General features: G+C 69.5%; 13 protein-coding genes. 9 read left to right on the top strand and 4 right to left on the bottom strand.

Going from position 1 to position 12,664, the window contains the following annotated elements; all coding sequences use genetic code 11:
• The first annotated feature begins 143 nt into the window (after nucleotides 1–143).
• Both rlmN and AC0685_RS12290 read left to right on the top strand, forming a co-directional pair.
• Nucleotides 144–1,250: a dual-specificity RNA methyltransferase RlmN gene (gene rlmN, locus AC0685_RS12295; protein WP_340687360.1), complete on the top strand. Its 1,107-nt coding sequence runs from the start codon at nucleotides 144–146 to the stop codon at nucleotides 1,248–1,250.
• Nucleotides 1,251–1,283: 33 nt separating this feature from the next.
• Nucleotides 1,284–1,589, top strand: coding sequence for a hypothetical protein (locus AC0685_RS12290; RefSeq protein ID WP_478225854.1), 306 nt, complete (start codon nucleotides 1,284–1,286; stop codon nucleotides 1,587–1,589).
• A 266-nt stretch (nucleotides 1,590–1,855) separates the two neighbouring features.
• Here the strand turns inward: AC0685_RS12290 and AC0685_RS12285 are convergent, their stop codons facing one another.
• On the bottom strand, nucleotides 1,856–2,053 hold the full coding sequence (locus tag AC0685_RS12285) for a hypothetical protein (RefSeq protein WP_478225583.1): 198 nt from the start codon (nucleotides 2,051–2,053) through the stop codon (nucleotides 1,856–1,858).
• 134 nt (nucleotides 2,054–2,187) lie between these two features.
• On the opposite strand from AC0685_RS12285, the gene AC0685_RS12280 reads away from it, so the two are divergent.
• Entirely contained in the window at nucleotides 2,188–3,003 is an 816-nt protein-coding gene (locus AC0685_RS12280) for a DUF1206 domain-containing protein (protein WP_478225582.1), read from the top strand.
• On the opposite strand, the gene AC0685_RS12275 is transcribed toward AC0685_RS12280, so the two are convergent.
• Nucleotides 2,907–3,650 carry an SDR family NAD(P)-dependent oxidoreductase gene (locus tag AC0685_RS12275; RefSeq protein ID WP_478225581.1) on the bottom strand — a complete coding sequence of 248 codons (744 nt, stop codon included), beginning with the start codon at nucleotides 3,648–3,650 and terminating at the stop codon, nucleotides 2,907–2,909. The genes AC0685_RS12280 and AC0685_RS12275 overlap by 97 nt on opposite strands.
• Before the next feature lie 40 nt (nucleotides 3,651–3,690).
• Nucleotides 3,691–4,464 carry an AraC family transcriptional regulator gene (locus tag AC0685_RS12270; RefSeq protein ID WP_478225580.1) on the bottom strand — a complete coding sequence of 258 codons (774 nt, stop codon included), beginning with the start codon at nucleotides 4,462–4,464 and terminating at the stop codon, nucleotides 3,691–3,693.
• Between the two features lie 91 nt (nucleotides 4,465–4,555).
• Between AC0685_RS12270 and AC0685_RS12265 the strand changes: the two genes are divergently transcribed.
• The 6 genes from AC0685_RS12265 (at nucleotide 4,556) to AC0685_RS12240 (ending at nucleotide 11,190) form a co-directional block, all read left to right on the top strand.
• On the top strand, nucleotides 4,556–5,359 hold the full coding sequence (locus AC0685_RS12265; RefSeq protein ID WP_478225579.1) for a sulfite exporter TauE/SafE family protein: 804 nt from the start codon (nucleotides 4,556–4,558) through the stop codon (nucleotides 5,357–5,359).
• A gap of 127 nt (nucleotides 5,360–5,486) precedes the next feature.
• Complete coding sequence (locus AC0685_RS12260; protein WP_478225578.1) at nucleotides 5,487–7,472, top strand: peptidase S8/S53 subtilisin kexin sedolisin; 1,986 nt, start codon at nucleotides 5,487–5,489, stop codon at nucleotides 7,470–7,472.
• Nucleotides 7,473–7,551: 79 nt separating this feature from the next.
• Complete coding sequence (locus AC0685_RS12255; RefSeq protein ID WP_478225577.1) at nucleotides 7,552–8,733, top strand: cysteine desulfurase-like protein; 1,182 nt, start codon at nucleotides 7,552–7,554, stop codon at nucleotides 8,731–8,733.
• A 321-nt stretch (nucleotides 8,734–9,054) separates the two neighbouring features.
• Nucleotides 9,055–9,606, top strand: coding sequence for a hypothetical protein (locus AC0685_RS12250; protein WP_478225576.1), 552 nt, complete (start codon nucleotides 9,055–9,057; stop codon nucleotides 9,604–9,606).
• 134 nt (nucleotides 9,607–9,740) lie between these two features.
• Nucleotides 9,741–10,568, top strand: a complete 828-nt coding sequence (locus AC0685_RS12245; protein WP_478225575.1) for a poly(ethylene terephthalate) hydrolase family protein — start codon at nucleotides 9,741–9,743, stop codon at nucleotides 10,566–10,568.
• 67 nt (nucleotides 10,569–10,635) lie between these two features.
• On the top strand, nucleotides 10,636–11,190 hold the full coding sequence (locus AC0685_RS12240; protein WP_478225574.1) for a cysteine hydrolase family protein: 555 nt from the start codon (nucleotides 10,636–10,638) through the stop codon (nucleotides 11,188–11,190).
• Between the two features lie 6 nt (nucleotides 11,191–11,196).
• On the opposite strand, the gene AC0685_RS12235 is transcribed toward AC0685_RS12240, so the two are convergent.
• Nucleotides 11,197–12,624: a PP2C family protein-serine/threonine phosphatase gene (locus AC0685_RS12235; RefSeq protein ID WP_478225573.1), complete on the bottom strand. Its 1,428-nt coding sequence runs from the start codon at nucleotides 12,622–12,624 to the stop codon at nucleotides 11,197–11,199.
• Nucleotides 12,625–12,664: the final 40 nt, after the last annotated feature.

Here is a 12,664-nt window from a genome sequence, read left to right as displayed (position 1 = left end):
CCCGACGTCTCCTGAAATGCGATCCGCACGACTCCGCGGGAAGAACACACGGTCCGGCCCGGGTGCGGTTCACGTGACCTGGGAAACAGCGATCCGGGGCGGCTCAGGCGCGTCAAAGGTGGACATGGGACACTGAGTGAGCTATGACTGCCCTCCCTCTTGTCTTCGACGCGCCCAAGCGCGGCCTCCCGCCGCGCCACCTCGCCGACCTCTCCGCCGCCGAGCGGGCCGCTGCCGTCGCCGAGCTGGGGGAGAAGCCGTTCCGCGCGAAGCAGCTTTCGAACCATTACTTCTCGCGGCTCACGGTGAACCCGGAGGAGATGACCGACATCCCGGCGGCGTCGCGGGAGAAGCTCGTCGGCGATCTGATGCCGACGCTGCTCACCGAGATCAAGGCGCTCGCGTGCGACGACGGCACCACGCGCAAGACGCTGTGGCGCGCGCACGACGGGACGCTGCTGGAGAGCGTGCTGATGCGCTACCCGGACCGCGCGACCCTGTGCATTTCGAGCCAGGCGGGCTGCGGCATGGCCTGCCCGTTCTGCGCGACCGGTCAGGGCGGTCTCGACCGGAACCTGTCGACCGCGGAGATCGTCGACCAGGTCCGCGCGGCCGCCGCGGTGATGCGCGACGGAGCGATGCCCGGCGGCCCCGGCCGTCTGTCGAACATCGTCTTCATGGGCATGGGCGAGCCGCTGGCGAACTACAAGCGCGTCGTGGCGGCGGTCCGGCGGATCACGGATCCCTCGCCGGACGGGCTCGGTATCGGTCAGCGTTCGGTGACGGTGTCGACGGTGGGTCTCGCGCCGGCGATCCGCAAGCTGGCGGACGAGAAGATGCAGGTGCGGCTGGCGGTTTCGCTGCACACGCCGGACGACGAGCTGCGCGACACGCTGGTGCCGGTGAACGAGCGCTGGTCGGTGGACGAGGTCCTGTCCGCGGCCCGGTACTACGCGGACACTTCCGGCCGCCGGGTGTCGATCGAGTACGCCCTGATCCGGGACGTCAACGATCAGCCTTGGCGTGCCGAGCTGCTGGCGAAGCGGCTTCGGCAGCACCTTGGCCAGCTGGTGCACGTGAACGTGATCCCGCTGAACCCGACGCCGGGCAGCAAGTGGGACGCCTCGCCGAAGCCGGTGGAGCGGGAGTTCGTCCGTCTGGTGAACGCGGGCGGAGTGGCGTGCACGGTCCGTGACACGCGTGGTCAGGAGATCGCGGCGGCGTGCGGTCAGCTCGCCGCCGAGAACTGAGTTCTTCCTTTCAGTGATGGAGATTTTGTCGTGATGTATGCCCCCAGCCTGCTGGACCCGGCTGCGGAGGAGCTGAAGCTCACAGACGTGATCGGCCACGGCGCGACAGGTGTCGCGCGCGAGGCCAGGACGCTGCTCGGTGACCGGTTCAGCTCGGTGACCTTCATGTACGTCCTGATGCGGGCGTTCGAGGTGGAGTACATGGCGGCGCGGGACGCCTCGCGGTGGCACGAGTTCCACGGCGGGCCGTACGCGTTGTCGGACGCCGACCTCGAAGCCCTGCTGGCGCCCTGGCTCGGTTCTCACCGCCGTCCGGCGGTCGCGTCGAGCACCGTCTAGGCAGGCTCGACGCGATCGTCCTTTGTGGATGGTCAGCTCGATTCGTGCCGGGGCCACAGGGAAGACCGTCACCTGGACGCGATCCACGAGGCCGGCGGCCATCAGCGCCCGGTTCATCGCCAGGCTGCCGTGCGAGCGCAGCGGCACGTCGGACTCCTCCTTGAACCGGGCGACGACGTCGACCGCGTCTCCGTTCACGACGGTCGCGTCCGGCCAGTCGAGCGGCCCCCGCGGCGTGGCCGACACCACCGTCGCGGGCAGGTGCTTCAGCCGGACACCCACGGGTCCAGAGCCTCGCGCTCCACGATCTCCGCGTTCAGCATCTCCATGTTCGCGCGGAACTTGGTGGCGCCGAAGACCATCCGCTGTTCCTCGGAGTACAGGGCGAGGCGGTGCTTCGGCGGCTCGGCGTGGTCAAGGGTGACCACTTCGACGAGTTCGACGCCGTCGGGCTCGGCAGGCACCGCGACACGCGCGACTGGCTCCTCGCTTAGGCGACACACCACCTCCTTCCCCGCTGGGCCGGACGGACCAGTCGCGCGGCGGTCATGGCCGTCGGCCGTGACACTCGATTAAGACTCACGAGGAGGTGGACCGGATGTCCGCGACCAAGGCGAGACAGGTGCGGCACAACACGGCCGTCCAGGTGCTCGGACGGATCGGGATGGGGTGCTACGGCCTGGTGTACCTGCTCATCGGGTACCTGGCGGTGCGCGTCGCCGTCGGCGGTGGCGGCCAGGAGGCCGACGGACGTGGCGCGATCGCGGAGGTCGGCTCGACCGCGATGGGCGGTGTGCTGTTGTGGGTGCTGGCGGCGGGACTGGTGGCCTACGGCCTGTGGCAGGCGTTGCTGGCCGCGGTCGGCTACACCTGGATCGACGAACGCAGGACCCGGACCGTCAAGCGGGTGACGTCCGGAGTGCGCTGCGTGGTCGGGGTTTCCCTGGGCGTCTACGCGGCCAGGGTCGCCGCGGGCGCGGGACAGCAGGGCAGCGGCGACCAGAAGCAGCAGGAGTTCACCGCGCGGCTGCTTGAGTTGCCCGCCGGACCGTTCCTGGTGACCGTGGTGGCCGTCATCGTGTTCGGCGTCGCGGTGGGTTCGGTGGTGAAGGGCTCACGCCGGACCTTCGAACAGGATATCGACCTTTCGCGGCTCCCGTCGGGGACCCGGCGGTGGGTGGAGCGGCTCGGCAGGATCGGTTATGTGGCAAGGGGTGTCGTGTTCGGTGTGGTCGCGGTACTCGTCGGCTATGCGGCGCTGACGCACGACCCGGCCCGCTCCGGTGGGCTCGACGCCGCCCTGCGGACCTTGGCCGCTCAGCCGTTCGGCACGGTACTGCTCATCGTGGTGGCCCTCGGCGTCGCGGCCTTCGGCGTGTACTGCGTCGGGGCGGCACGGGCCCAGCGTGGCTGATGAAGCCGTCCCTTCCGGATCCCTTCCGATTCCGCCAGTTTCTCGTCGATGAGGTCCCGCCTGGCCGTCCCGACGATGCCAGGGCAGTACGCGTTGACGGTGATTCCGTGGCGGGCCCATTCCATCGCGGCGGCCTGGGTCAGCCCGCGCACCGCCCATTTGGACGCGGAATAGTGGCCGAGCGACGCGAACGGCCGATGGGCGACGGTGGAGGCCGCGCCGATGATCTTGACGCCGTTCCCCTGATGGATCATCTGCTTGGCCGCGGCCTGGTAGCAGAGGAACATGCCGCGCGCGTTGACGGCCATCATCCGGTCCCAGTCCTCCGGGGTCACTTCGAGCAGCGGCAGGACCTGCGCGATCCCCGCGTTCGCCACCATGACGTCCAGGGAACCCAACGCGGCGGCGGTTTCGGCGACCATGACGGTGACCGACTCCGGATCCGAAACGTCCGCCGTGATCGCCGCGGAGCGCCGTCCCGTTTCGCGGATCTCCTTGGCGACCGCCTCGAGTTCCGCTTCGTTGGCGGCGACGTCGTTGACCGCGACGTCGTGCCCGTCCGCGGCGAGCCGGAGCGCGATCCCCTTTCCGACGATGACTCCCTTGTTCGCCTGGGCTTGAACGGAAGGTAGGGGCGACGGCGGCACCGTGGGAGGGGCCTCGTGTCTCACTGTGAGACACCGGCGATCAGAGCGACGACGCTGCGCGATAGTCCTTCGGCGAGGTGCCGAGAAGCCGGGTGAACATAGTGGAGAACGCGGCGGGGCTCTCGTAGCCGAGTGAGGCGGCGATCCCGGCGATGGGACGACCCTCCGACAGCAGCGAGAGGGAATGCAGGACGCAGGCCCGCTGCCGCCAGCGGGCGAAACTCAGTCCGGTTTCGGTGGTGAAGAGCCGGTTCAGCGTCCGCTCGCTCACGTGCAGCCGGGCGGCCCAGCCGGCGACCGGATCGTGGATGTCCGGATCGTCCAAAAAGGACTCGCAGAGGGTTCGCAGCCGGTCGTGCTTCGGCAGCGGGAGATCGAGCCGGACCGGGGCGGCCCGGCGGATTTCGTGCAGGGTCAGGCCGATGACCGCGGCGTCCCGCCCACGCGGGGTGTACAGATCGGGCACGCCGACGGCCTCGTTCAGGAGTTCCCGGAGCAGCGCGGAGACTTCGACGACCTGGCAGCGGCGCGGGAACCACGGCACGGCCTTCGGCTCGATGTACAGGCTCCGGGTGCTCACGGTCGTGGTGAAGACCTGATGGACGGTCTCCGGCGGCACGAGCACCGCCCGCCGCGTCGGGATGGTCCACGTGCCGTCGGCCGTTTCGACCCGCATCGATCCCGTCGCGCTGTAGAGGAACTGCGCCCGCCGGTGCCGATGCGGGAGGATCCGGTGCCCCGGCGGGTAATCGGTGCGGATCGCCACCACCGCGCGGTCGAGGTGGTCGACCTCGTCGATGGGGATGTCACGCACCTCACCGAGCCTACGCCGGGTGTCCGGTCCGCGAAAGAAATTGGCGCTCTTTCGAATGCCCGCCGCGCCGCGGGCGCCTACCGTCGCAGGAGTGCTGATCGAGATCTCGGTGCTCCTCGGGTTCGGCTGCCTGAGCGGGGTCACCACCGTCCTTTTCGGATTCGGCGGCGGATTCATCACCGTTCCCGTCGTCTACGCCTTCGCGCTCGCCGAGCCGGAGCACGCGCTGGGCGCGATGCACGTGGCGGTGGCCACGTCGACCGCGGTGATGGTGGTCAACGCCGGGAGCGCGACCCTCGCGCAACTGCGGACAGGACGGCTTCGCCGCGACTACCTGTGGCCGCTCATCGCGTTCATCGGCCTGGGTGCCGTGCTCGGGTCCTTCGCGGCCACCATGGCCGACGAGAGTGTCCTGCGCTGGCTCTTCGTCGCCTACCTCGCGCTGACCATAGCCGACAGCGTGGTCCGGAAGGGATTCGTGAGCAGGCGGGAGGACAGCCGGCCGCGTGCGCTCGGCGGGATCACCACCACCGCGGGCGGGACCGGGATCGGTGCCGTGGCGAGCTTCCTCGGGGTCGGGGGCAGTGTCCTCACCGTCCCGCTCATGCGGCGCAAGGGCCTGCCGATGGCCGACGCGGCCGCGCTGGCGAACCCGCTGAGCCTGCCGGTGGCGGTGATCGGCACGGCCGTCTACGCCTTCGCGGCGACGGGCATGGTTCCGGGCGCCGCCCACCTCGGTTACATCGATCTGGTGGCCGCGGGCGCGCTGCTGTGCGGATCGCTGCCGACCATCGCCGTGACGCGCCGGGTGGTCGGCCGGATCCCGGATCGCGCCCACGCCATCGCGTACCTCGCCCTGCTCGTCACCGCGCTGGTCGCGATCGTCGTGCGGTAGTGATCGGATGAGTTTGGCGGATATCAACCCTTGACAAGGCTACGGCAAGCTGGCAAGGGGTTATCGCCAGGCAAAGATCCGACGAATCCTCTATCTCTTTTCGGGAACTTGCGCCAAGATCTCCCGCATGAAACTGAGATCGATCACCAAACGCATGTTCGTTCTCGGACTGCTGACGGCTCTCGGGACCACCGGGGCGACGTCGGTGGCCACCGCCGAACCCCAGCTTCCGCCCGCCGAGGCCAACGCGACCGGGCTGCCGCACGGCGCCTGGGACCCGGTCGGCCCGAACAGCGTCGGCGGGCTGCTGGCGGTTTCGCCCGCCGGGCTCGCGATGATGGTGCCCAGCCCGCCCGCCCTGTGGCTCTCCGGCGACCGCGGCGCCTCGTGGACCGTGCGCAGGGGGCTGCCGGCGGACACCGCCATCCAGGGAATCTTCGCCGATCCGGTGAACCCGGACCGGATGCTCGCGGTGGGCAACTCGCCCGGCGGGATGCCCGGCGAGTGGCACGGGATGCTGCTGCGGACCACCGACCGTGGTCAGAGCTGGGAGACCCTGCGCGAGTGGTACCCCGACGGCGCGTTCGGGATGGCCACGGACCCGACGGGCCGGGTCGTCGTGGTGCAGAACCTCGACTCGCTGAGCGTCAGCATCGACGGCGGCGAGCACTGGAACGACGTGCCGAGGACCTGGCCGCGCGAGGGGATCGCCTCGCCGGTCGGCGCGCTCAAGCTCACGATGGTCGGCGACGACGCCTACTTCACGACGGTCTACCCCGAATACGCGCTCTGGGTGGTCCGCGGGGTCAGCGGCAAGGAACGGCGGGCGGAACTCGTCTACCGGACCAACGGCGAGGTCAATCAGGTCGCCGCGGACGGCGAGCGGCTCGTGGTCACGGTCGGCCCCGAACTTCACGGTTCCGCCGACGGCGGCAAGACCTGGACGGTGCTGCGCCGCGAGCCCGGTGGGCAGACCCTGCGCGAACCGCGTTTCGTCGGCGGACGCCTGTACGTCTCGACGTATAACGACATAGACGCCAGCACGGACTTCGGCCGTACCTGGACCCGCAAACCGGCGCCCGCTCCCGGCGAGGGTGTCAGCGACATGATCGATCTTCCCGCCGTGCCGGGCAAACCCGCCACCACGCTGATCTCCTCGCTGTACCGCGGCGTGTACGCCGACGGCGGCAAGAGCGGATACCAGCAGATCGGCGTGCCCGGGGAGACCATTCGCGACCTCGTGACCACCGGGAACCTCCTGCGGGAGAGCGTCGTCGCGGCCGGTGTGCAGGAGATCTACAACACCCCGCTCCCGCGCGGCAAGGTCTCCGCGACGGACCGGGTCTGGCAGTCCCACCCCACCGACCGGCTGCACGAGGACGCGAGCCTGTCCGTCTCGCCGAGCCGCCCGGACGTCGTCTGGCAGGTGACCAGGAACGGGTTCTCGCTCGACGTGCTGCGCAGCGGTGACGGCGGGCGGACCTGGCAGTTCGCGGCGAAGGCGAAGGAAGGACTCCCCAGGGCGATCTTCGCTCACCCCGCCGACCCGGACCGGCTCCTCGTATCGGCCTTCGCACCCGGCGGCTACGTGCTCTACCGCAGCGACGACGCGGGCAAGACCTGGGAAAAGCTCGCGACCGACAGCGGCTTCCTCACGTTCGCCGGTGATCCGTGGAACCCGAACCGCGTCTGGGGCGGGGACTCCGGCGGTCTGTCCCGCTCGGACGACGGCGGCAAGACCTGGACCCACGTCACGAGCGAACCGGTCAGTTCGATCTCGGTCAGCCGGTGGGGTGGCGGTCGCGTGCTCATCGGCGGCGCGGGCATCCACCTGAGCGAGGACGGCGGCCGGACGTTCCGCCGGGTTCGCGACGGCGAAGACCCCCGTGAGATCAGCCGGATCCTCCCGCATCCGTTCGATTTCCGGGTGTGGTTCGCGAGTGATTCGACCGGGGGAGGCGTGCTGCGCAGCACGGACTTCGGCCGCACCTGGTCGCCCGTGCCCGGCGCGCTGCCCGATCCCAGGGTGCTCTCCCTGGCGATCAGCGCGGACGGCCGGTATCTGTTCGCCGGCACCGCGCAGTCCGGCGCGTACCGGTTGAAGCTGTACTGAGTCCTGGCGCTTCGTGGCCGGAGAAAGTTCCGGCCACGAAGCGTTTACTCGGTCCTCGCCGAATGTCAGAGTCGAGGGCATGGCCATCGACGTCGCCGCCCTCCGGCTCCATTTCCCTTCCCTCGCCGACGGAACCGCCTTCTTCGACGGACCAGCGGGTACCCAGACACCCCGGCCCGTCGCCGACGCCATCGCCCGGACACTCACCGGGCCACTGTCGAACCGGGGCGAGGTCTGTCCGTCCGAACTCAACGCGGAGAACTCCGTCGCCGCGTTCCGAGCCGCCTACGCCGACTTCCTCGGTGTGCCCGCCGAAGGTGTCGTCCACGGCCGCAGCGCCACCCAGCTGACGTACGACTTTTCCCGGCACCTGGCCAAAAGCTGGCGTGAGGGCGACGAGATCGTCGTCAGCAGGCTCGATCACGACGCCAACGTCCGGCCGTGGGTGCAGGCCGCGGAGCGAGCCGGGATGACCGTCCGCTGGCTCGACATCGATCCTCTGACCACCGAACTGGACCTCGATTCCCTGGTCCTCACCGAAAGGACGAAACTGGTCGCGGTCACGGCGGCTTCGAACGTCCTCGGCACGAAACCGCCGATCCGCCGGATCGCCGATCTCGCCCACGACGCCGGGGCGCTGGTGTTCGTGGACGGAGTGCACTACGCCGCCCACGACCTGGTGGACGTTCCCGCGCTGGGAGCGGATTTCTTCGTCTGCTCGCCGTACAAGTTCCTCGGCCCGCACTGCGGGGTGCTCGGCGCGTCGCCGTCCCTCCTCGAAACCGTCGAGCCGGACAAGCTCATGCCGTCGCCCGACACCGTGCCCGAACGGTTCGAATTCGGAACGCTGCCCTACGAAATCCTCGCGGGCGCGACGGCGGCCGTGGACTTCCTCGCCGCACTCGACCCGGGGCCGGCCGGATCGCGACGCGACCGGCTGACGAACTCGATGAACTCGTTGCACGAGCACGAAAGCCTGCTGCACACCAGGCTGGAGAAGGGATTGGGCGACGCCGTCACCGTCCACGGCAAGGCCGCCGACCGGACGCCGACCGTCCTGATGAGTCTCGGCGGGCGCGAGCGCGAGGCGCAAAAGTCTCTCGCCGAGAGGAATGTCGTCGCGCCGGCGGGGTCCTTCTACGCCTACGAAGTCTTCGCGGCCCTGAAGCTCGAGGACCCCGCGCTCCGCGTCGGGCTGGCACCGTACACCAGCACGGAGGACGTCGACAGGCTGCTGGACGGGCTTTCGGCGTTCGGGTGACGGCCACAGTGGACAGTTCGGCGTGCCGAATGCCCGGTTTCGCGTGCCTGTCCATCCCATCACGTGTGTCGTCCGTCCAGACACGCGAAACCCCAGCCGCCGCGAAGTACATGAAGGACCCCTTCACTGCGCCAGGCGCAAGGAAGGAGTCCTTCATGTACTTGGGAACGCGTGAAGGCCCATTGGGTCAGCCGCGTGAAGGGGGCCTTCACGCGCATCGCCGTGAGGCCCTCACGGACCGGGCCCGCGACGCACCCAAGACGCTTAACTCGAACAGGTTGGATTTCCGCGCCGCCGCCGGAGCCGTATTACCGTTCGATCATGATCGACAACGGGAGGTTCGCGATGCGTTTCCGGTCGGTGGCCGCTGCTGTCCTTCTCGGTTGCGCCTTGTGCGTGGCGCCCGCGGCTCTCGGGGCCGGGGCCCGGTCGCTCGCGATCCAGCCTTGCCCCGAGGTCAACGATCCGCCCGACTACAAGATCTCGAACGGCGCCAAGGCCTGGATGAAGACGAACCTGCGCAGCGACTACCTGCGCGGGCCGGGGACGATCACCTACAACAAGACCACGACCTCCTCGGTCAACGCGTCCATCACCGGTACGACCAGTGCCGAGGCGGGCGTCATCTTCGCCAAGGCGAGTGTTTCGCTGGCGGTGAGCGTCGGCGCGAGCTACTCGAAGTCCGATTCCTGGTCGTATGCCGCGACGGTGCCCGCGGGGAAGACGTTGCGGTTGCAGCAGTACAAGGAAGCGCGCTCGTTCACCGTGCAGAAGTACCGGATCGTTCCGCCGTGCAAGGTCAAGTACCTCTGGAAGAAGAACGCCGTCGCACCGGTCAAGAGCCCCAGTTACCTGTGGCAGCTCATCGGCTGACCCGGTTTGGGGTCGATCACAAGACTCGTTCGCCCGATCTTGTGAGCGGCCCCATGGACGAACGGTGACCGTGCCGACACGCTGGGGGAGGGGCGCGGGCAACGAGGCCCGGACGGAACGGGACGGTGGCCACGATGGGGAAACTTCGCGCACGGATACTGATCGCCGGGATGGTCGCGCTCGCGACCGTGGGTATCACGCCCGCCGCGACGGCCGAGTCCGGCATCGCGAGCCGGTGGAGTGAACCGGGGCCGTACGCGGTGACCGTCGAAGCCCTCGACGGCGCCCACACCGTGTACCGGCCTTCGCGGCTGAAGAAGCACCCGGTGATCTTGTGGGGCAACGGGACCGGCGCGAACCCGAAAACCTATGACGGCCTGTTGCGGCATCTGGCTTCCCACGGTTTCGTGGTCGCGGCGGCGGACACGCCGAACGCGGGTTCCGGTCAGGAGATGCTGGCCGGGGCCACGACCTTGATCGCCGAGAACTCCCGTCCCGGCAGTCCGTACCACGGGAAGATCGACACGGCGCACATCGGCGCCACCGGCCACTCCCAGGGCGGCGGCGGGGCGATCGCCGCCGGCGCGGACTCCCGTGTCACCACGACGATCCCGATCGAACCGGGACCGCAGGGCTCGGCCGCGGCGCTGAAGGGGCCTGCGTTCTTCCTGGGTGGGCAGTTCGACACCATCGTCGTTCCCGGGCTGCTGGTCATCCCGCGCTACCGCCTCGCGGACCAGGTCCCCGCGGTCTACGGCGAACTCGGGGGAGCGACCCATTTCACGCCCGTCGGGGACGGAGGCGGGTTCCGCGGCGCGATCACGGCGTGGTTCCGGTTCTGGCTTTCCGGCGACGAGCGGGCACACGCGGAATTCTTCGGCGCTTCCTGCGGATTGTGCAGCGACCGGGCGTGGTCCGACGTTCAGCGCAACGCGAAGGCGCTGGCCGTTCCGGGAGCTTGATCGGCGGATCTTGTCGGTGGTCCGGGTTAAGGTCTGCCACAGCAGCCTGACCTGGAGGGATCCCGCAATGACCACACTCGCCAACCGGCCGAACACCGCGCTCCTCGTCGTCGACGTCCAGAACGGCGTCGTCGACGAGGCCCACGAGCGTGACTCCGTGGTCGCGAACATCGGCGCTCTCGTCGGCAAGGCGCGACGGGAAGGCGTGCCGGTCGTGTGGGTGCAGCATTCCGACGACGGACTCGTGCGAGGCAGCGAAGAGTGGCGCATCGTCGGCGAGCTGGACCGTGACGAGTCCGAGCCGCTCGTAGAAAAGTCCTACGGGGACTCGTTCGAGGACACCGATCTGGAGAAGGTGCTCGCCGAGCGCGGTGTCGGGCGGCTCGTGGTCGCAGGGGCGGAGACCGACGCCTGCATCCGTTCGACACTGCACGGCGCGCTGGTCCGCGGGTACGACGCGACGCTGGTCGGTGACGCGCACACGACCTTCGACAAATCGGAGTGGGGTGCGCCCAAGCCGGAACAGGTCATCGCGCACACGAATCTGTACTGGCGGCACCAGGTCGCGCCGGGCCGGAAGGGAGGGACGGTCAAGACCGAAGACGTCGATTTCCGCGGCTGAGCCGCTTCACCGCGTGCCCGGCCAGCGAGCGACCAGCAGTCCGGCGTCGCCCGCGAAACCGCCGCGGCAGTGGGAGTTCGCCGCCGCGAGCACACGACGGACGATTTCCGGCGGTACGTGCCCGGCGCCGGCGGCCAGGCTGTCGGCGAGCGCGAACCGTCCGCCGTCGGCGACGCGTGTTCCCGCGAGGCCTTCGGTGTGCAGGACAAGGAGATCTCCGGCCCGGAGGTGGGCGGTCGTGATGCGCCCGGGGCCTCCGTCGCCGAACGGTGGCCGCCGTTCACTGTCCACTGTGGTCGGTTCGTACCCGGTGCCGAGTACGAGCGGTGGTTCCCCGCCCGCTTCGAGATGGCGCAGGGCTCCATGGGTGAGGTCCACTTCGGCCAGTGTGCCGCGGACCGTGGTGCCGTCACCGAATTGCGTCGAAAGCGCTTTGTCGACAGAGTGCTCCTGACCACGTAGATCCTGGCCCTCGCGGCGAGCGGATCGGTAGGCGGCGAGCGCCGCCGACACCACCAGGCCCGAGGACACGGTGTCCCGGCCCGCGTCGAAGATCGCCAGCCACGCCGTCGTTTCGGAAAGGGCGTAGTCGAAGCTCACTCCGCGAACGTCGTAAGCCGGTTCGACGCCGCCCGCCACCACGAAGTCGCCCGTCGCCGCCGTCGACGGGGGCAGGTTCTGCCAAAGCAGCTCGGCGGTGGGGCCGCGCCGTCTTCGACGCCGGGTCATGTCGAGGCCGTCGCCGTAGCGCATCGCGGCGGCGATGAGGTGGCCGGACAGCGAGGCGAGCCACTGGCACTGGGTGCGCAGGGTGGGGTCGTGCAGGTCCGCGTCCGTGGTGGCTTCGATCTCGAGCACGCCCATCCGCTCGTCGCCGTCCAGCAGGATGGCCCACAACCGCGGTCCGCTCGGCTCCTCGGTCAGCGTGGTGCCGGCGTTCCGGTAGGCCCGGCCGGCGGTGCTGGCCTCGATGGGCAGCGGCATTCGGCCGGGCGCCCGCTCGCCGGGCAGGGGGAAGAGCAGCCGCTGCTCATAGTCGGCGAGATAGACCGTCAGCTCCAGGTCCAGCGCCCGGCCCGATGCGGTGACGATCTCGGGCAGCCGCTCGGGTGAGACCCGCTGGGCGCCATCGAGAAGTCCCACCAGCGCGGCCAGGAGACCGCGGGGGCGGCTGTCCTCCCCGACGTTGCGGCTGTACGGTGCCCGTCGCGCGCCGGAGAGCTCGTCGAGTCGCTCGTTGACCGCGTGGGCCACCATGTCCCGCTGGATTCTGGGCAAGGGGAGCACTCCCCGCAGGTAGGCCTCCAAGTCGACTTCGCTGACATCGCCGCCCAGTGCGAAGTACCTCAGCCACAGTTGTTCCAAAGTCAGCCCTGTGCGCGTGAAGCAATCGGCGATGATCCGGCGCTGCTCCGCGGCCTGGAGCGAGGACACAGTGATCACCCCCCGGGGTTCTCGGCGACACCGGCCCGGG

The organism is Amycolatopsis sp. NPDC043889 (assembly GCF_056435645.1).
This window is presented reverse-complemented; position numbering and strand designations above follow the sequence as displayed.

Excerpts from the sequence above, each read along its gene's own strand:
- rlmN (WP_340687360.1), top strand. The coding sequence starts at position 144 with ATGACTGCCCTCCCTCTTGTCTTCGACGCGCCCAAGCGCGGCCTCCCG.
- AC0685_RS12290 (WP_478225854.1), top strand. The coding sequence starts at position 1,284 with ATGTATGCCCCCAGCCTGCTGGACCCGGCTGCGGAGGAGCTGAAGCTC.
- AC0685_RS12280 (WP_478225582.1), top strand. The coding sequence starts at position 2,188 with ATGTCCGCGACCAAGGCGAGACAGGTGCGGCACAACACGGCCGTCCAG.
- AC0685_RS12260 (WP_478225578.1), top strand. The coding sequence starts at position 5,487 with ATGAAACTGAGATCGATCACCAAACGCATGTTCGTTCTCGGACTGCTG.
- AC0685_RS12255 (WP_478225577.1), top strand. The coding sequence starts at position 7,552 with ATGGCCATCGACGTCGCCGCCCTCCGGCTCCATTTCCCTTCCCTCGCC.
- AC0685_RS12250 (WP_478225576.1), top strand. The coding sequence starts at position 9,055 with ATGATCGACAACGGGAGGTTCGCGATGCGTTTCCGGTCGGTGGCCGCT.
- AC0685_RS12245 (WP_478225575.1), top strand. The coding sequence starts at position 9,741 with ATGGGGAAACTTCGCGCACGGATACTGATCGCCGGGATGGTCGCGCTC.
- AC0685_RS12240 (WP_478225574.1), top strand. The coding sequence starts at position 10,636 with ATGACCACACTCGCCAACCGGCCGAACACCGCGCTCCTCGTCGTCGAC.